A 17,463-nucleotide genomic window follows, 5' to 3' on the forward strand; every position below is an offset into this window, starting at 1 on the left:
CCTACTTGGTCGTATATGAGCGTCAGCGCTGAGCGGCGGCGATCGATTCCCGCGCCGCCTGGGCCACCGCGTCCGCGGTGAACCCGAACTCGCGGAAGAGCACCTTGGCATCCGCGGAAGCACCGAAGTGCTCCAGCGAAACGATGCGACCGGCGTCACCGACGAAGCGGTGCCAGGTCAGGCCGATGCCCGCCTCGACCGCCACGCGCGCCTTCACCGACGGCGGCAGCACGCTCTCGCGGTACCCCTGCTCCTGCTCCTCGAACCACTCGACCGACGGCATCGAGACGACTCGCGTCGGGACGCCCGCGGCCTGCAGCTGCTCGCGCGCCTCGACGGCGAGCTGGACCTCGGAGCCGGTGCCGATGAGCACGACCTCGGGCTCGCCGCCCTCGGCCTCGAACAGGACGTAACCACCCTTGGCGGCGTCCTCGTTGCGCTCGTACGTGGGCACGCCCTGGCGGGTCAGCGCGAGGCCGTGCGGGGCGCCCTTGCCGAACTCCTTGGTGTAGCGCTTGAGGATCTCGCGCCACGCGATGACGGTCTCGTTCGCGTCGGCCGGGCGCACGACGTTCAGGCCCGGGATGGCGCGCAGCGAGGCCAGGTGCTCGACCGGCTGGTGGGTCGGGCCGTCCTCGCCGAGGCCGATCGAGTCGTGCGTCCACACGTACGTCACCGGCAGGTGCATCAGCGCGGAGAGACGCACGGCGTTGCGCATGTAGTCGGAGAACACCAGGAAGGTGCCGCCGTAGATGCGGGTGTTGCCGTGCAGCGCGATGCCGTTCATCTCCGCGGCCATGGAGTGCTCGCGGATGCCGTAGTGGATCGTGCGGCCGTACGGATCGGCCTCCGGCAGCGGGTTGCCCACGGGGAGGAACGACGACGTCTTGTCGATCGTGGTGTTGTTCGAGCCCGCCAGGTCGGCGGAGCCGCCCCACAGCTCGGGGATGACCCCGCCGAGCGCCTGCAGGACCTTGCCGGACGCGGCACGCGTGGCGAGACCCTTGCCGGTCTCGAACTCCGGGAGCTTCTCCTCCCAGCCCTCGGGTAGCTCGCCCGCGGCGACGCGGTCGAACTCGGCCGCGCGCGCGGAGTCGGCGGTGCGCCAGGCGGCGAAGCCCTTCTCCCACTCGGCCTTGGCCTCGCGGCCGCGGTCGAGCGCCTTGCGGGCGTGCGCCAGGACCTCGTCGGAGACCTCGAAGTTCTGCTCCGGGTCGAAGCCGAGGACGCGCTTGGTGGCGGCCACTTCCTCGTCGCCGAGCGCCGAGCCGTGGGCGGCCTCGGTGTTCTGCGCGTTCGGGGCGGGCCAGGCGATGATCGAGCGCATCGCGATGAAGGAGGGGCGCTCGGTCTCGGCCTTGGCGGCCTGGATGGCGGCGTAGAGCGCGGCGGGGTCGAGGTCGCCGTCCTCCTTGGGCGCCACGCGCTGGACGTGCCAGCCGTACGCCTCGTACCGCTTGAGGGTGTCCTCGGAGACCGCGGTCTCGGTGTCGCCCTCGATCGAGATGTGGTTGTCGTCCCACAGCAGGACCAGGTTGCCGAGCTTCTGGTGCCCGGCCAGCGATGAGGCCTCGCCGGAGATGCCCTCCTGGAGGCAGCCGTCACCGGCGATGGCGTAGACGAAGTGGTCGAACGGCGACGAGCCGTCGGTCGTCTCCGGGTCGAACAGACCGCGCTCGTAGCGGGCGGCCATCGCCATGCCCACGGCGTTGGCAACGCCCTGGCCCAGCGGTCCCGTGGTCGTCTCCACGCCCACCGTGTGGCCGTACTCCGGGTGGCCCGGGGTCTTCGAACCCCAGGTGCGGAAGGCCTTCAGGTCATCCAGCTCCAGGCCGAAGCCGGCCAGGTACAGCTGGATGTAGAGGGTCAGGGACGAGTGGCCCGCAGAGAGGACGAACCGGTCGCGGCCGGTCCACTCGGCGTCCGCCGGGTCGTGGCGCATCACCTTCTGGAAGAGGGTGTACGCGGCGGGCGCGAGGCTCATGGCCGTACCGGGATGGCCGTTGCCGACCTTCTGTACGGAATCCATGGCCAGGACGCGGGCGGTGTCAACGGCCCGCTGGTCCAGTTCGGTCCACTCGAGGTCTGTGGTGGTCGGCTTGGTGCTCACCCTGAGTCAGGGCTCCTCTCCACATGTCGAATGCCGGCGATGCAGATCTCACCGGCCGATGTCGAGCCTACCGCTGCTAGAACGCTCATTTTTTCGAGTCATTCCAGACTGCAGTGACATGCGAGGATGCGCCTCCCGAAAGGAAAGCGCAGGCATTCCGCAAGTGAATACGGGCTCGCTCATATGTCCGCTCAAAAGGCCATAGGTATCGCCCATTTGTCCGCTCAATGAACGCACGGTTCCGCTCATGTGGCGACTCAAGTCGCCCCGGACGCCGTTCGACCGGTCGCCCAACACGACCCCACCCCCGCGAAGGGCGAGGTATGGGCAACGTCTACAGTGGCGTGGTACGCGCGGGCCTTTACCGGATCTTCATGTCTGAAGGTGCTGGTCGGCTCGCTGGGATGTCTCTGTCAGGGGTGTGCGTGACGGCCGTTGAATCCCGTCCAGCGGGGGTTTCCGGGACGGACCTTAGCCCGAGCCATCGGCCGTTCGGGGCTCGTGTCAAGGCGTTCGTGGCGCTGACCAAGCCGCGGATCATCGAGCTTCTGCTCATCACCACCGTTCCGGTGATGTTCCTCGCCGAGCAAGGGGTGCCGGACCTGTGGCTGGTCTTCGTGACCTGCCTGGGCGGATACCTCTCCGCGGGGGGCGCGAACGCCCTCAACATGTACATCGACCGCGACATCGACGCGCTGATGGACCGCACGTCGCAGCGGCCACTGGTGACCGGCATGGTCAGTCCCCGCGAGTGCCTCGTCTTCGGCATCGCCCTCGGGGTCATCTCCACCTTGCTGTTCGGCTTCGCCGTCAACTGGCTCTCCGCGTGGCTCTCGCTCGGCGCACTGCTCTTCTACGTGGTCATCTACACGATGATCCTGAAGCGCCGGACCTCCCAGAACATCGTCTGGGGCGGCATCGCGGGCTGTCTACCGGTGCTGATCGGCTGGTCCTCGGTCACCAACTCCATGTCGTGGGCGCCGATCGTCCTCTTCCTCGTCATGTTCTTCTGGACGCCGCCGCACTACTGGCCGCTCTCCATGAAGGTCAAGGACGACTACGCGCGCGTCGGCGTGCCTATGCTGCCGGTCGTGGCCTCCAACAAGGTGGTCGCCCGCCAGATCGTCCTCTACAGCTGGGTCATGGTCGCCGTCTCGCTGCTGCTGCAGCCGCTCGGCTACACCGGCTGGTTCTACACCGTGGTGGCGCTGGTGACCGGCGGCTACTGGCTGTGGGAGGCGCACGGGCTGCAGACCCGGGCCAAGGCGGAGGTCACGGGCGGCAAGCTCAAGGAGATGCGGCTCTTCCACTGGTCCATCACCTACGTCTCGCTGCTCTTCGTCGCCGTGGCGGTGGACCCCTTCCTGCGCTGAGGGTCCACGGACGAGGGCTTTGCCGACGGGCGGGGCACGTGGTGTTGCACGCCACGTGCCCCGCCCGTCGCCAGTTGATCTACCCGTCGGTAGCATCCTGCTCATGGCAGACACGCAGCAGGTGGACGACAGCAAGCAGGCCGCCAAGGCCGAGCGCAGGGCGGCCCGGCTCGCCAAGGAGATCGGCGCCTTCGTGCAGGCCCACGGCGGGGCCGAGGGACAGCTCGCGTACATCGGGCACGAGGGCACCCGGATCGTCCTCGTCGGCGAGGACGGCGGCTGGGGCGACCTGGTGGCGCCCACCTACGCCATCGCGCAGAGCGCCGTGGAAAAGGCCGGGATCACCGTGCACGAGGACTTCGCGGGGGAATTCGCCGCCAAGGTGAAGACCGGCCCCTACGAATGGAAGCGGATGGCGGGCATCCAGATCGGCGGCCCGAGCAACGGCTGACGGACCCGGCACCGGCTCGCACTGATAACCGCCGAAAGCAACACCTGACACCCGGTTCACCCGTTAGGACCGTAGAAGCACGGTCCATCTATCGGGAGCCCGGATGATCGAAACGCCGTCCCTGGTGGATCAGTACTGCCATGGCGTCCTCCGCACGGAGCTGGGCCTCGGCACCTTCGAGGCCCACCTCGGCCGGGGCGAGGGACCACCCGCCCCCGGCACCACCTTCTTCGACACCCAGACCGGCTTCGCGGTGCGCCGCTGGTGTCCGCCCCTACTCGGCATCGAGCCGCACTGCCGGCCGGCCCGCTATCTCGCCCGCCGCCGCGAACTGGGCGTCCTGGAATCGGGGCGGCGCCTCCTCCGCGGCAGCGGCATCACCACGTACCTCGTCGACACGGGGCTGCCCGGGGACCTGACGGGGCCCGGCGAGATGGCCTCCACCGGCGCCGCCGACGCCCGCGAGATCGTCCGCCTGGAATTACTGGCCGAGCAGGTCGCGGACACCTCGGGCACCGCCGACTCGTTCCTCGCCAACCTCGCCGAGTCCGTGCACGCGGCCGCCGTCGGAGCCGTCGCCTTCACCTCGGTCGCGGGCGTGCGGCACCCGCTCGCCCTCGCCCCGGAGCCGCCGGGGCCCGGCGAGGTGCGGGGCGCGGTGGGGCGCTGGCTCGCGGGGCGGCAGGTGGGCGGCGTGCTCACCGATCCCGTGCTGCTGCGGCACCTGCTGTGGATCGCGGTGGCCTCGGGCAGGCCGCTGCAACTGCACGCGGGGGCCGGGGACCCGCAGACGTACTTCGGGGAGTTCGCGCGGGCCACCGCCGGGCTCGGCACCGATCTGGTGCTGCTGCACGGCTACCCGTACCACCGCAGCGCCGCGCACCTCGCGGCCGTCTTCCCGCATGTGTACGCCGATCTGGGTCCCGCGCTCGTCCGCACCGGGGCCCGCGCGGCCGCCGTGCTCGCCGAGATCCTCGAACTGGCGCCCTTCGGGAAGCTGCTGTTCTCCAGCGGCGCCCACGGGCTGCCCGAACTGCACGTCGTCGGGGCCTCCCTGTTCAGGGAGGCACTCGGGCGGGTGCTCGGCACCTGGGTCGCGGAGGGCGCCTGGTCGCTCACCGACGCGCAGCGCGTGGCGGGGCTCATCGCCGCGGGCAACGCGCGGCGGGTGTACGGACTGCCGGGCGGGTCAGACGGCCGAGAGCCGTGAGTCGTCCGCCTGGGCGGGCAGGTCGGCGGTGGTGAGCGGCCGCTCCCGCAGCGAGAGCAGGACGCGCACCACGGCGATCCACACGATGCACGAGCCGAGCATGTGCAGTCCGACCAGGAGCTCCGGCAGGTCCGTGAAGTACTGGACGTAACCGATCGCGCCCTGCGACAGCAGGATCAGGAACAGCTGGCGGGTGCGGACCAGCGGGCCGGGCGGCGCGTCGACCGCCTTCAGGACGAACCACAGGGCGAACGTCAGCGTCACCACGATCCACGCGAGGACCGCATGGATCTTGCTGACCGTCTCCCAGTCGACGCCCATGCGCGGAACTTCGCTGGAGTCGCCCGCGTGCGGCCCGGAGCCCGTCACGACGGTGCCCACCACGATCAGCAGGACCGAGACCCCGACCAGGAACCAGACGAGCTGCACCACGGCCTTGCCGACCAGCGGCCGCGGCTCGGCGTCGCCCTCACGGGTCCGCTGCCACATGATGACGGCGACCGCGATCAGGGCGGAGGAGAGCAGGAAGTGTGCCGCGACCGTGTACGGGTTCAGACCGACGAGGACGACGATGCCGCCGAGTACGGCATTGCCCATGACCAGCCAGAACTGCACCCAGCCGAGCCGGACGAGGCTGCGCCGCAGCGGCTTCTGCGAGCGGGCCGCGATGATCGCCCAGCCGACGGCCGCGGACAGCACGTACGCCAGCATGCGGTTGCCGAACTCGATGGCTCCGTGGAAGCCCATCTCATGCGTCGCGGTCAGTGAATCGTCCGTGCACTTGGGCCAGGTCGGGCAGCCGAGGCCCGAGCCGGTCAGTCGGACGGCGCCGCCCGTCACCACGATGAGGACCGTCATGGCGAGGGAGATCAGGGCCGCCTGCTGGACGGTCCGCTGGGTGGGGGTCCAGCGCTCGGCGATGAAGGCGAGCGGGTTCCGCACGGCTTGAGCGATGTCGGCTCGGGTCACGTTTGGCACGCGCCCCATCGTAGGGGGCCGCTTGTGCACGGCTTCACGAGGGGGACGTATGCGGTGCTTTTGTGACCGCGATTACTCCCGGCGGAAGAACTTCTACTCCCAGCGGAAGAACTTCGCCGCCGCGCCGAGCCCCAGCACCGACCACACCGCGAGGATGCCGAGGTCCTTCCACGGCATGCCCGCGCCGTGCTGCAGGACGTCGCGCAGGCCGTCCGAGAGCGCCGAGATGGGGAGCAGTCCGAGGAGCGTCTGGGCCGCGTCGGGGAACTTGTCGAGGGGGACGATCACGCCGCCGCCCATGAGCAGCAGCAGGAAGACGAGGTTCGCCGCGGCCAGCGTCGCCTCCGCCTTGAGCGTGCCCGCCATCAGCAGACCGAGCCCGGAGAACGCCGCCGTGCCGAGTACCAGGAGCAGCAGCACGGCGAACGGGTTGCCGTGCGGCGACCAGCCGAGCGCGAACGCGATGACCGTGACGAGCACGATCTGCAGCACCTCGGTGACCAGCACCGAGAGCGTCTTCGCCGTCATCAGGCCCCAGCGCGGCAGCGGCGAGGCGCCGAGCCGCTTGAGCACCCCGTACCGGCGCTCGAAGCCCGTCGCGATGGCCTGTCCGGTGAACGCCGTCGACATCACGGCGAGCGCGAGGATGCCGGGCGCGAGGAAGTCCACGGCCTCGCCCTTGCCCGTGTCGACGATGTCGACCGCGCTGAAGAGCACGAGCAGCAGGGTCGGGATGATGACGGTGAGGAGCAGCTGCTCGCCGTTGCGCAGCAGCATCTTCGTCTCCAGGGCCGCCTGCGCCGCGATCATGCGGGGGAGCGGGGCGGCGCCCGGCTTCGGCGTGTACGTTCCGGCGGCGCTCATCCGCGCAGCTCCTTGCCTGTGAGCTCCAGGAAGACGTCTTCCAGGGTGTGGCGTTCGACCGAGATGCGGTCCGGCATGACCCCGTGCTGCGCGCACCACGAGGTGACCGTGGCGAGCAGCTGCGGGTCGACCGTGCCGCTCACGCGGTAGGCGCCCGGGGTCAGTTCGGCCGCGGCGGAGTCCGGGGGCAGGGCCTTGAGGAGCGAGCCGACGTCGAGGCCGGGGCGGCCGGTGAAGCGCAGGGTGTTCTCGGCGCCGCCGCGGCACAGCTCGTCGGGGCTGCCCTGGGCGATGACCTTGCCCGCGTCGACGATCGCGACGTCGTCGGAGAGCTCCTCGGCCTCGTCCATGTGGTGCGTGGTGAGGATGACCGAGACCCCGTCGCGGCGCAGGTCCCGCACGAGCTCCCAGGTCGCCCGGCGCGCCTGCGGGTCGAGGCCCGCGGTCGGCTCGTCGAGGAAGACCAGCTCGGGCCTGCCGACCACGGCCATGGCGAGCGCCAGGCGCTGCTGCTGGCCGCCGGAGAGCCGCCGGTAGGTGGTGCGGCCGCAGCTGCCGAGGCCGAGGCGCTCGATGAGATCGGGGACTTCCAGGGGGTCGGCATGGAGCTTGGCCACGTGGCGGAGCATCTCGTCGGCGCGGGCGCCGGAGTAGACGCCGCCGGACTGGAGCATCACGCCGACGCGGGGCCGCAGCGCGGCGGCTTCGCGGACCGGGTCCAGGCCGAGGACGCGGACGGTGCCGGAGTCCGGCTTCCGGTAGCCCTCGCAGGTCTCGATCGTGGTGGTCTTGCCCGCGCCGTTGGGGCCGAGGACGGCGGTGATACCGGCTCCGGCGCTCAGGTCGAGACCGTCCACCGCGGTCTTGGGTCCGTACCGCTTGACCAGATTCTCGATCTGGACGACGGGCTCGTTTCGCATGGTGAGCCAGTCTAGGTACGGGCCCGAGGTCCCGGACGCGCGGGGCGGCGGTCCCCTGCCCAGGGACCTTTTCCGTCCGTACGCAGACGAATCGGGACCTAGCGTCGATGCGTGACCAGCATCGCGGAGAACGTCGAGGAGACATCCGAGCAGGCGGCGCACAAGGCGCACGACCTCAGGCGCGCCCCGCGCTACTTCGTCTCGGCGGTGCTCGCGGGCGCTTACATCGGGGTGGGCGAGGTGCTGCTCCTGGTGGCGGTGTCGCCGTTCGTGGCGGCGGGCTCGCCCGCGGTGAAACTCCTCGAAGGAGCGGTCTTCCCGATCGCGCTGACGATCGTGATGTTCGCGGGCGCGCAGCTCTTCACCAGCAATGTGATGGTGATGCTGATCGGGGCGCTGACGGGACGGACGGGCGCGCGGGACCTGGTGGGCAGCTGGGGGCTCTCGCTGGTCGGGAACCTCGTCGGCGCCTTCGTCTTCGGCGCCATGGTGCATGCGTCGGGCGTGACGTCGACGCCGTCCGCGCGGGCGATGCTCGCCGACATGGTGCGGGGCAAGGAGGCGCTGGACGGCGGTCAGCTCTTCTGGCGCGCGGTGCTCTGCAACTTCCTGGTCTGCCTGGCGATCTGGATGTTCTACCGGGCCAAGGGCGACGGCGCGAAGATCTTCGTGCTCTGGATACCGGTCCTGGTGTTCGTCGCGGTCGGCTTCGAGCACTGCGTGGCGAACATGGCGCTGTTCGCCCTGGCGATCCTCGACGGCGGCGCGGGCTTCGCCGATCTGGGCAGGAACCTGCTGTTCACGGTGGCGGGGAACGTGGTCGGGGGCGGGCTGCTCGTCGCAGGTTCCTACTGGTTCATGGGCCGTCCCGAGCGGGAGGAAGACCTCTAGGCGGGTGGGGCCAGCCACCGCTCGGCGTACGCGACGGCGTCGGCCACCGGGAACAGCCGCGCATCGGCGGCGCCCACGCGTCCTCGTACGACCTCCGTGTCCCGCTCGAAGTCCGCGCCGAGTTCGTCGAAGCGGTCGCTGGGGAACGCGGGCTCTCGCACGGTCGTCCACTGGCGCCCCTGGGACGTCATGACCGCGAAGGAGTTCTCGGTCTCGGGGCCCGGGATCCGGTACTGGGCCAGGTGGAAGGCGGTGCAGGAGTCGTAGCCCGCGCCGAGCAGCAGGACGCGGGCGCCCGCCTTCTCCAGGTGTGCCAGTGGGCTGCGCTCGCCGAAGCTGGAGGTGCGGGCGTGCCCGGCGGTGATCGTGGCGGCGGCGGGGCCGAGCGCCGCGAAGGACGCGTGCGGGTGGGTGCTGCGCAGGGCGCCGGGCCAGGTGCGCACGGCTTCGGGGACGACGCCGACGCCGAAGGAGGGCGAGGTCAGCGGGTCGTACGCGGGCATCGACGCGCGCAGGACCGGCCACCACTCCTCGGGCACGGGCGGGTTCTGCCACACCGAGGGCTCGGAGTTGTCACCGGTGTGGGTGGGGACCACCAGCGTGCCGTCGGGGCCCAGCGCGTCGAGGAGCGCCTGGACGAGTGCGACCACTCCACCGCTGACCCAGCCGAGCGAGCTGAGCGAGGTGTGTGCGAGGAGCGTCTCGCCGGGGCGCACGCCGAGCTTCAAAAGCTCGTCCCTGAGCGACTCGCGAGTGCACAAAGGGCCGGTCGGAGGGGGTGTCGGCATGGTCAGGGAGTCTCCCCGAAGAGCCCCGCCCGCGCCACCGAATTGATCGATCAGTGATCGTTTCCGCAGGTCAGCTTAGGTATGCCTAAGTGATGCAGCGCACCGTTGGGTGATCAGGGCGCGGGTTGTCAGGCTCTGAGGAATTACGCAACAATGGCGTTGTGAAAAACGTTGGCGAGGCTCCGCAGGAGGAACTCGCGGCCGGGATGCGCTCGGACCACTCGACGCGCAACCGGGTCGCGCGGTCCATCCTGGATCACGGCCCGTCCACCGTCGCCGATCTCGCGAAGCGCCTCGGCCTCACCCAGGCGGCCGTCCGCAGGCACCTCGACGCCCTCGCGCACGAGAACGTCGTCGAGCCCCGCGAACAGCGGGTGTACGGCGCACGGACCCGGGGCCGCCCCGCCAAGGTCTTCGCACTGACCGACTGCGGGCGCGACGCCTTCGACCAGTCGTACGACAAGCTGGCCGCGGACGCGCTCCGGTGGATCACCGAGCACCACGGCGAAGGGGCCGTCGTCGATTTCGCCCGGGCGAGGATCGTCGCCCAGGCCGAGACGTACAAGCAGGCGATGGACGCCGCGCCCCCCGAACGGCGCACCGAGGCTCTGGCGAAGGCGTTGACCGCAGACGGGTACGCTGCTACGGCGCGTAGCGCACCGGTCGGCGAACAGCTCTGCCAGCACCACTGCCCGGTCGCCCATGTCGCCGAAAAGTTTCCGCAGCTCTGCGAGGCGGAGACGGAGATGTTCTCCGAGCTCCTCGGCACGCATGTGCAGCGCCTCGCCACCATCGCCCACGGAGACGGCGTCTGTACGACGTTCATTCCGCGCAGCGGCGGCAGCGGCGGTAGCGGCAGCAGCAGCACCAGACGGACCACCACACCAGCATCAGCAAGCACGGCCGGGAGGAACCCCGCATGACGCTCCCCACGGAGACTGCCCACCCCGAACTCGAGGGTCTGGGCACGTACGAATACGGCTGGGCCGACTCGGACGTGGCCGGTGCCTCCGCCAAGCGCGGCATCAACGAGGACGTCGTCAAGGACATCTCGGCCAAGAAGTCCGAGCCCGAGTGGATGACGAAGCTGCGCCTCAAGGGCCTGCGCCTGTTCGACAAGAAGCCCATGCCGAACTGGGGCTCGGACCTGTCGGGCATCGACTTCGACAACATCAAGTACTTCGTGCGGTCCACGGAGAAGCAGGCACAGTCCTGGGAGGACCTGCCCGAGGACATCAAGAGCACGTACGACAAGCTCGGCATCCCCGAGGCGGAGAAGCAGCGCCTCGTCGCCGGTGTCGCGGCCCAGTACGAGTCCGAGGTCGTCTACCACCAGATCCGCGAGGACCTGGAGGAGCAGGGCGTCATCTTCATGGACACCGACACGGCGCTGAAGGAGCACCCGGAGCTCTTCAAGGAGTACTTCGGGACCGTCATCCCCGTCGGTGACAACAAGTTCGCCTCGCTGAACACGGCCGTGTGGTCCGGCGGCTCGTTCATCTACGTCCCCAAGGGCGTGCAGGTCGAGATCCCGCTCCAGGCCTACTTCCGCATCAACACGGAGAACATGGGTCAGTTCGAGCGGACCCTGATCATCGTCGACGAGGACGCCTACGTTCACTACGTCGAGGGCTGCACCGCGCCGATCTACAAGTCGGACTCGCTGCACTCCGCCGTGGTCGAGATCATCGTGAAGAAGGGCGGCCGCTGCCGCTACACGACGATCCAGAACTGGTCGAACAACGTCTACAACCTGGTCACCAAGCGCGCCGTGGCGTACGAGGGCGCGACCATGGAGTGGATCGACGGCAACATCGGCTCCAAGGTGACGATGAAGTACCCCGCCGTCTACCTCATGGGCGAGCACGCCAAGGGCGAGACCCTGTCCATCGCCTTCGCGGGCGAGGGCCAGCACCAGGACGCCGGCTCCAAGATGGTCCACATGGCGCCGAACACCTCCTCCAACATCGTCTCCAAGTCGGTGGCGCGCGGCGGCGGTCGTACGTCGTACCGCGGCCTCGTCGAGATCGGTGAGGGTGCCGCCGGATCGAAGTCGAACGTGCTCTGCGACGCGCTGCTCGTCGACACGATCTCGCGCTCGGACACCTACCCCTACGTCGACGTCCGCGAGGACGACGTCTCCATGGGCCACGAGGCCACCGTCTCCAAGGTCTCCGACGACCAGCTCTTCTACCTGATGAGCCGCGGCATGACCGAGTTCGAGGCCATGGCGATGATCGTGCGCGGCTTCGTCGAGCCGATCGCCAAGGAGCTGCCCATGGAGTACGCCCTGGAGCTGAACCGGCTGATCGAGCTGCAGATGGAGGGTTCGGTCGGTTAAGACCGTTCCTCTTTAGCAGCGACTGACTTCTTGACCCAGAGAGAGAGCACGACGACAGCCATGGCTGAGGCTCAGAACATCCCGGTGGGAAGCACCACCGCCGGATCGATCGCGGTGGCCGCCGAGTCCACCGTCGCGACCCGCATGAGCGCGCCCCCGTCCTTCGACGTGGACAGCTTCCCGGTCCCGCACGGCCGCGAGGAGGAGTGGCGGTTCACGCCGCTGGAGCGCCTGCGCGGACTGCACGACGGCACGGCGGTCGCCGACGGCGGCATCCGCGTCGAGGTGAGCGCCCCCGCTGGCGTCACCCAGGAGACCGTCGGCCGGGACGACGCGCGCGTCGGCAAGGCGGGCAAGCCCGTCGACCGCATCGCCGCGCAGGCCTACTCCTCCTTCGAGAAGGCCTCGATCGTCACCGTCCCCAAGGAGACGGTGCTCACCGAGCCGATCCGGATCGCCGTGCACGGCGAGGGCGGCACCGCCTTCGCGCACCAGGTCATCGAGCTCGGCGCGTTCGCCGAGGCCCTGGTCGTCATCGACCACACCGGTGACGCCGTGCTCGCCGCCAACGTCGACTTCGTCGTCGGCGACGGCGCCAAGCTCACCGTCGTCTCCGTCCAGGACTGGGACGACAAGGCGGTGCACGTCGCCCAGCACAACGCGCTGGTCGGCCGCGACGCCACCTTCAAGTCCGTGGTCGTCACCTTCGGCGGCGACCTGGTCCGCCTGCACCCCCGCGTCAACTACGCGGGCACCGGTGGCGAGGCCGAGCTCTTCGGCCTCTACATCACCGACGCGGGCCAGCACCAGGAGCACCGCCTCCTGGTCGACCACAACACCCCGCACTGCAAGTCGAACGTCGTCTACAAGGGCGCGCTCCAGGGCGACAACGCGCACGCGGTGTGGATCGGTGACGTCCTCATCGAGGCCGCCGCCGAGGGCACGGACACGTACGAGATGAACCGCAACCTGGTTCTGACCGACGGCGCCCGGGTCGACTCGGTGCCGAACCTCGAGATCGAGACCGGCGAGATCGTCGGCGCGGGCCACGCCTCGGCGACCGGCCGCTTCGACGACGAGCAGCTCTTCTACCTCCAGTCGCGCGGCATCCCGGAGGAGGAGGCCCGCCGCCTCGTCGTCCGGGGCTTCTTCGCCGAGCTGGTCCAGCAGATCGGCCTGCCCGACGTCGAGGAGCGCCTCATCGCGAAGATCGAAGAGGAGCTGGAGGCGACCGTCGCATGAGCCTCGACCAAGCCCGCTTCGTTCGGGCCTGCGGACTGAGCGAGCTGGAGGAGGACACCCCGAAGCGGGTGGAACTCGACGGCACGCCGGTCTCGGTCGTCCACACCGAGGGCGAGGTGTACGCGATTCACGACATCTGCTCGCACGCGAACGTCTCCCTCTCCGAGGGCGAGGTGGAGGACTGTCAGATCGAGTGCTGGCTGCACGGCTCCAGCTTCGACCTCCGCACCGGCAAGCCGTCCGGCCTTCCCGCGACGCGCCCCGTCCCCGTATACCCCGTAAAGATCGAAGGGGGCGATGTACTCGTTGACGTACACGCCTCCCTTTCCCAGGAGTCCTGAGGCACCCATGGCAACGCTTGAAATCAAGGACCTGCACGTCACCGTCGAGGCCGACAACGCCACGAAGGAGATCCTCAAGGGCGTCGACCTGACCGTGAAGCAGGGCGAGACCCACGCCATCATGGGCCCGAACGGCTCCGGCAAGTCGACGCTCGCCTACTCGGTCGCGGGTCACCCCAAGTACACGATCACCCAGGGCAGCGTGACCCTCGACGGCGAGGACGTCCTGGAGATGTCCGTCGACGAGCGCGCCCGCGCTGGCATGTTCCTGGCCATGCAGTACCCGGTCGAGGTCCCCGGCGTCTCGGTCTCCAACTTCCTGCGCACGTCGGCGACGGCGATCCGCGGCGAGGCCCCCAAGCTGCGCACCTGGGTGAAGGAGGTCAAGTCCGCGATGGAGCAGCTCCAGATGGACCCGGCCTTCGCCGAGCGCAACGTGAACGAGGGCTTCTCCGGCGGTGAGAAGAAGCGCCACGAGATCCTGCAGATGGAGCTCCTCAAGCCGAAGATCGCGATCCTCGACGAGACGGACTCCGGTCTGGACGTCGACGCGCTGCGCCAGGTCTCGGACGGCGTCAACCGCGTCCGCGAGACGGGCGAGGTCGGCACCCTCCTCATCACGCACTACACGCGCATCCTGCGCTACATCAAGCCCGACTTCGTGCACGTCTTCGCGAACGGCCGCATCGCCGAGTCCGGCGGCGCCGAGCTCGCCGACAAGCTGGAGGCCGAGGGCTACGAGGCCTACACGAAGGGTGGCGCATCCGCGTGACAGTGGCCCACCAGGGGCTCTCCGGCCTCCTCGACACCGAGGCGATCCGCAAGGACTTCCCGATCCTGGATCGCACGATCCACGACGGCAAGAAGCTCGTGTACCTGGACAACGCGGCGACCTCGCAGACGCCGCGCCAGGTCCTCGACGTGCTGAACGAGTACTACGAGCAGCACAACGCCAACGTTCACCGCGGCGTGCACGTCCTCGCCGAGGAGGCCACGGCGCTGTACGAGGGCGCCCGTGACAAGGTCGCGGAGTTCATCAACGCGCCCAGTCGCGACGAGGTGATCTTCACCAAGAACGCGTCCGAGTCGCTCAACCTCGTGGCGAACATGCTGGGTTGGGCCGACGAGCCCTACCGCGTGGACCACGAGACCGAGATCGTCATCACGGAGATGGAGCACCACTCCAACATCGTCCCGTGGCAGCTGCTCTCGCAGCGCACCGGCGCGAAGCTGAAGTGGTTCGGCCTCACGGACGACGGCCGCCTGGACCTCTCGAACATCGAAGAGGTCATCACGGAGAAGACCAAGATCGTCTCCTTCGTGCTGGTGTCGAACATCCTGGGCACCCACAACCCGGTCGAGGCCATCGTGCGCCGCGCCCAGGAGGTCGGGGCGCTCGTCCTGATCGACGCCTCGCAGGCCGCCCCGCACATGCCGCTGGACGTGCAGGCGCTGCAGGCCGACTTCGTGGCCTTCACCGGCCACAAGATGTGCGGCCCGACGGGCATCGGCGTCCTGTGGGGACGGCAGGAGCTCCTGGAGGACCTGCCCCCGTTCCTCGGCGGCGGCGAGATGATCGAGACCGTGTCGATGAACTCGTCGACGTACGCGCCGGCGCCGCACAAGTTCGAGGCGGGCACGCCGCCGGTCTCCCAGGCCGTGGGCCTGGGCGCGGCCGTGGACTACCTGTCGGCCATCGGCATGGACAAGATCGCCGCGCACGAGCACGCGATCACCGAGTACGCGGTCAAGCGCCTCCTCGAAGTCCCGGACCTGCGCATCATCGGTCCGACGACGGCGGAGGAGCGCGGCGCCGCGATCTCCTTCACGCTCGGCGACATCCACCCGCACGACGTGGGCCAGGTCCTCGACGAGCAGGGCATCGCGGTCCGCGTGGGTCACCACTGCGCGCGCCCTGTCTGCCTCCGGTACGGAATTCCTGCGACCACGCGAGCGTCGTTCTATCTGTACTCCACGCCCGGCGAGATCGACGCTCTCGTCGACGGCCTGGAGCACGTACGGAACTTCTTCGGCTGAGGGGCTGGCTGGGAACGTGAAGCTGGATTCGATGTACCAGGAAGTCATCCTGGACCACTACAAGCACCCGCACGGGCGTGGTCTGCGCGATGGCGACGCCGAGGTGCACCACGTCAATCCGACGTGCGGCGACGAGATCACGCTGCGCGTGAAGTACGACGGGTCGACGATCGCCGACGTTTCGTACGAGGGCCAGGGCTGCTCCATCAGCCAGGCCAGCGCGTCCGTCCTGAACGACCTCCTGGTCGGCAAGGAACTGGAGGAGGCGCAGCAGATCCAGGCCACGTTCCTGGAGCTGATGCAGTCCAAGGGCAAGCTGGAGCCGGACGACTCGATGGAGGAGATCCTGGAGGACGCCGTCGCGTTCGCCGGTGTCTCCAAGTACCCGGCACGTGTGAAGTGTGCTCTGCTGAGCTGGATGGCGTGGAAGGACGCGACGGCCCAGGCGCTGGGCACCGACGCCGCCGACGTCGCTGAGAGGAAGACCGCATGAGCGAGAACGAGACCCTGACCACGAAGCCCGCTTCCGAGGAAGAGGTCCGCGAGGCGCTGTACGACGTCGTCGACCCCGAGCTGGGCATCGACGTCGTCAACCTCGGCCTGATCTACGGCGTGCACATCGACGACGCGAACATCGCCACGATCGACATGACGCTGACGTCCGCGGCCTGCCCGCTGACCGACGTCATCGAGGACCAGGCGAAGTCCGCGACGGAGGGCATCGTCAACGAGCTCCGGATCAACTGGGTCTGGATGCCGCCGTGGGGCCCCGACAAGATCACGGACGATGGGCGTGAGCAGCTTCGGGCGCTCGGGTTCAACGTCTGAGCGACGCCTTGCGAAGCCCCTCGGAGGATTCTCCGGGGGGCTTTGTCGTGCCCGCTCACGCCGCCGAGTGCAGGGTGTGCGCCAGGCCCTCGGTGCCCCCCCACAGTGATCGCGTCACCCTAATCGGTGATGCCACGCGCTTTTGTGTACGCCTGTACGCATCGATATGTACACTCGTACGCATGGGATACGCACTGCTGGCCGCGGCCATCGCGGCGGAGGTGGCCGGGACGACGGCCATGAAGTACAGCGAGGGGTTCAGCAGGCTGGTCCCCTCGCTGATCACGGTCGCGGGCTATCTGCTCGCCTTCACGCTGCTCGCGCAGACCCTGAAGACCCTGTCCGTGGGCACTGCGTATGCGATCTGGGCCGGTATCGGCACTGCCGCCGTGGCCGCCATCGGCATGATCTTCCTGGGGGAGTCGGCCAACATGATCAAGGTCGCGGGCATCGCGCTCGTCATCGCGGGCGTGGTCGTGCTCAACCTGGGCGGGGCCCACTGATGGCCCGTCGCTACGACCCCGAGCGCCGCCAGCGGATCATCGACGCCGCGATCCGCGTCGTCGGGGCGAAGGGGATCGGCGGGCTCAGCCACCGCTCGGTCGCCGCCGAGGCCGATGTGCCGCTCGGCTCGACGACGTACCACTTCAAGACCCTCGACGAGCTGATGGTCGCCGCGCTGCGGCAGAGCAACGAGGGCTTCGCCAAGGTGATGGCCGCCAGCGATGTGTTCGAGGACCCGGCCGCCGACCTCGCCGCCGGGCTCGCCAGGCTCCTGGGCGAGTGGTTCGCGGGGGAGCGGTCCGGGGTCGAGCTGGAGTACGAGCTCTACCTCGCCGCCCTGCGCAGGCCCGCGCTGCGGCCCGTGGCCGCCGAGTGGTGCCAGGGGCTCGCCGACGTCCTGGTACTGCGGACCGACCCGGTCACCGCACGCGCCCTCGTCGCCCTCATGGACGGGATCAGCCTGCAGGTGCTGCTCACCGGGGGCGAGTACGAGGAGGAGTACGCACGGGACATGCTCGACCGGCTGCTCGTGCACCCCCGACAGGGAGCGAGGGCCTGATGGGGCGCCGTAGTCCGGGATATCCG

At 69.2% G+C, this 17,463-nt stretch carries 19 protein-coding genes; 14 read left to right on the forward strand and 5 right to left on the reverse strand.

Going from position 1 to position 17,463, the window contains the following annotated elements; genetic code table 11:
- Nucleotides 1–22: 22 nt before the first annotated feature.
- Nucleotides 23–2,110, reverse strand: coding sequence for a transketolase (gene tkt, locus ABZV77_RS31640; protein ID WP_356264205.1), 2,088 nt, complete (start codon nucleotides 2,108–2,110; stop codon nucleotides 23–25).
- A gap of 419 nt (nucleotides 2,111–2,529) precedes the next feature.
- On the opposite strand from tkt, the gene ABZV77_RS31645 reads away from it, so the two are divergent.
- From ABZV77_RS31645 to ABZV77_RS31655, 3 genes are all read left to right on the forward strand, one after another.
- Complete coding sequence (locus tag ABZV77_RS31645; RefSeq protein ID WP_356264520.1) at nucleotides 2,530–3,483, forward strand: heme o synthase; 954 nt, start codon at nucleotides 2,530–2,532, stop codon at nucleotides 3,481–3,483.
- 103 nt (nucleotides 3,484–3,586) lie between these two features.
- The gene (locus ABZV77_RS31650; protein ID WP_356264207.1) at nucleotides 3,587–3,934 is read left to right on the forward strand and encodes a hypothetical protein; all 348 of its coding nucleotides are present in this window, start codon (nucleotides 3,587–3,589) and stop codon (nucleotides 3,932–3,934) included.
- Nucleotides 3,935–4,037: 103 nt separating this feature from the next.
- The gene (locus tag ABZV77_RS31655) at nucleotides 4,038–5,144 is read left to right on the forward strand and encodes an amidohydrolase family protein (protein ID WP_356264210.1); all 1,107 of its coding nucleotides are present in this window, start codon (nucleotides 4,038–4,040) and stop codon (nucleotides 5,142–5,144) included.
- On the opposite strand, the gene ABZV77_RS31660 is transcribed toward ABZV77_RS31655, so the two are convergent.
- The 3 genes from ABZV77_RS31660 to ABZV77_RS31670 all read right to left on the reverse strand — a co-directional run bounded on the left by ABZV77_RS31660 (nucleotide 5,124) and on the right by ABZV77_RS31670 (nucleotide 7,906).
- On the reverse strand, nucleotides 5,124–6,131 hold the full coding sequence (locus ABZV77_RS31660) for a COX15/CtaA family protein (RefSeq protein WP_356264213.1): 1,008 nt from the start codon (nucleotides 6,129–6,131) through the stop codon (nucleotides 5,124–5,126). The genes ABZV77_RS31655 and ABZV77_RS31660 overlap by 21 nt on opposite strands.
- 84 nt (nucleotides 6,132–6,215) lie before the next feature.
- Nucleotides 6,216–6,986 carry an ABC transporter permease gene (locus tag ABZV77_RS31665; RefSeq protein WP_356264216.1) on the reverse strand — a complete coding sequence of 257 codons (771 nt, stop codon included), beginning with the start codon at nucleotides 6,984–6,986 and terminating at the stop codon, nucleotides 6,216–6,218.
- Nucleotides 6,983–7,906 (reverse strand): ABC transporter ATP-binding protein, encoded by a 924-nt coding sequence (locus ABZV77_RS31670; protein WP_356264219.1) that lies wholly within the window; start codon nucleotides 7,904–7,906, stop codon nucleotides 6,983–6,985. Before ABZV77_RS31670 ends, ABZV77_RS31665 begins: the two co-directional genes overlap by 4 nt.
- A gap of 111 nt (nucleotides 7,907–8,017) precedes the next feature.
- On the opposite strand from ABZV77_RS31670, the gene ABZV77_RS31675 reads away from it, so the two are divergent.
- The gene (locus tag ABZV77_RS31675) at nucleotides 8,018–8,797 is read left to right on the forward strand and encodes a formate/nitrite transporter family protein (RefSeq protein ID WP_356264222.1); all 780 of its coding nucleotides are present in this window, start codon (nucleotides 8,018–8,020) and stop codon (nucleotides 8,795–8,797) included.
- Here the strand turns inward: ABZV77_RS31675 and ABZV77_RS31680 are convergent.
- Nucleotides 8,794–9,585, reverse strand: a complete 792-nt coding sequence (locus ABZV77_RS31680; protein WP_356264225.1) for an AAC(3) family N-acetyltransferase — start codon at nucleotides 9,583–9,585, stop codon at nucleotides 8,794–8,796. The genes ABZV77_RS31675 and ABZV77_RS31680 overlap by 4 nt on opposite strands.
- A gap of 161 nt (nucleotides 9,586–9,746) precedes the next feature.
- On the opposite strand from ABZV77_RS31680, the gene ABZV77_RS31685 reads away from it, so the two are divergent.
- From ABZV77_RS31685 to ABZV77_RS31730, 10 genes are all read left to right on the forward strand, one after another.
- The gene (locus ABZV77_RS31685; RefSeq protein ID WP_356264228.1) at nucleotides 9,747–10,508 is read left to right on the forward strand and encodes a metalloregulator ArsR/SmtB family transcription factor; all 762 of its coding nucleotides are present in this window, start codon (nucleotides 9,747–9,749) and stop codon (nucleotides 10,506–10,508) included.
- Entirely contained in the window at nucleotides 10,505–11,926 is a 1,422-nt protein-coding gene (sufB, locus tag ABZV77_RS31690; RefSeq protein ID WP_356264231.1) for a Fe-S cluster assembly protein SufB, read from the forward strand. The genes ABZV77_RS31685 and sufB overlap by 4 nt, the downstream gene beginning before the upstream one ends.
- Before the next feature lie 60 nt (nucleotides 11,927–11,986).
- Nucleotides 11,987–13,168 carry a Fe-S cluster assembly protein SufD gene (sufD, locus tag ABZV77_RS31695; protein ID WP_356264233.1) on the forward strand — a complete coding sequence of 394 codons (1,182 nt, stop codon included), beginning with the start codon at nucleotides 11,987–11,989 and terminating at the stop codon, nucleotides 13,166–13,168.
- Nucleotides 13,165–13,509 carry a bifunctional 3-phenylpropionate/cinnamic acid dioxygenase ferredoxin subunit gene (locus tag ABZV77_RS31700; protein ID WP_055566801.1) on the forward strand — a complete coding sequence of 115 codons (345 nt, stop codon included), beginning with the start codon at nucleotides 13,165–13,167 and terminating at the stop codon, nucleotides 13,507–13,509. Before sufD ends, ABZV77_RS31700 begins: the two co-directional genes overlap by 4 nt.
- Nucleotides 13,510–13,516: 7 nt before the next feature.
- A complete protein-coding gene (gene sufC / locus ABZV77_RS31705; protein WP_055566802.1) occupies nucleotides 13,517–14,281 on the forward strand; it encodes a Fe-S cluster assembly ATPase SufC in 765 nt (254 codons plus the stop codon).
- Entirely contained in the window at nucleotides 14,278–15,546 is a 1,269-nt protein-coding gene (locus ABZV77_RS31710) for a cysteine desulfurase (protein WP_268770541.1), read from the forward strand. The genes sufC and ABZV77_RS31710 overlap by 4 nt, the downstream gene beginning before the upstream one ends.
- A gap of 16 nt (nucleotides 15,547–15,562) precedes the next feature.
- Nucleotides 15,563–16,039: a Fe-S cluster assembly sulfur transfer protein SufU gene (sufU, locus tag ABZV77_RS31715; RefSeq protein WP_356264238.1), complete on the forward strand. Its 477-nt coding sequence runs from the start codon at nucleotides 15,563–15,565 to the stop codon at nucleotides 16,037–16,039.
- Entirely contained in the window at nucleotides 16,036–16,374 is a 339-nt protein-coding gene (locus tag ABZV77_RS31720; RefSeq protein WP_030358830.1) for a metal-sulfur cluster assembly factor, read from the forward strand. The genes sufU and ABZV77_RS31720 overlap by 4 nt, the downstream gene beginning before the upstream one ends.
- Before the next feature lie 182 nt (nucleotides 16,375–16,556).
- Nucleotides 16,557–16,877 (forward strand): multidrug efflux SMR transporter, encoded by a 321-nt coding sequence (locus tag ABZV77_RS31725; protein WP_356264241.1) that lies wholly within the window; start codon nucleotides 16,557–16,559, stop codon nucleotides 16,875–16,877.
- On the forward strand, nucleotides 16,877–17,437 hold the full coding sequence (locus ABZV77_RS31730) for a TetR family transcriptional regulator (protein ID WP_356264244.1): 561 nt from the start codon (nucleotides 16,877–16,879) through the stop codon (nucleotides 17,435–17,437). Before ABZV77_RS31725 ends, ABZV77_RS31730 begins: the two co-directional genes overlap by 1 nt.
- The last annotated feature ends 26 nt before the right edge of the window (nucleotides 17,438–17,463 follow it).

The organism is Streptomyces sp. NPDC004732 (assembly GCF_040609235.1).
Classification (GTDB): domain Bacteria; phylum Actinomycetota; class Actinomycetes; order Streptomycetales; family Streptomycetaceae; genus Streptomyces.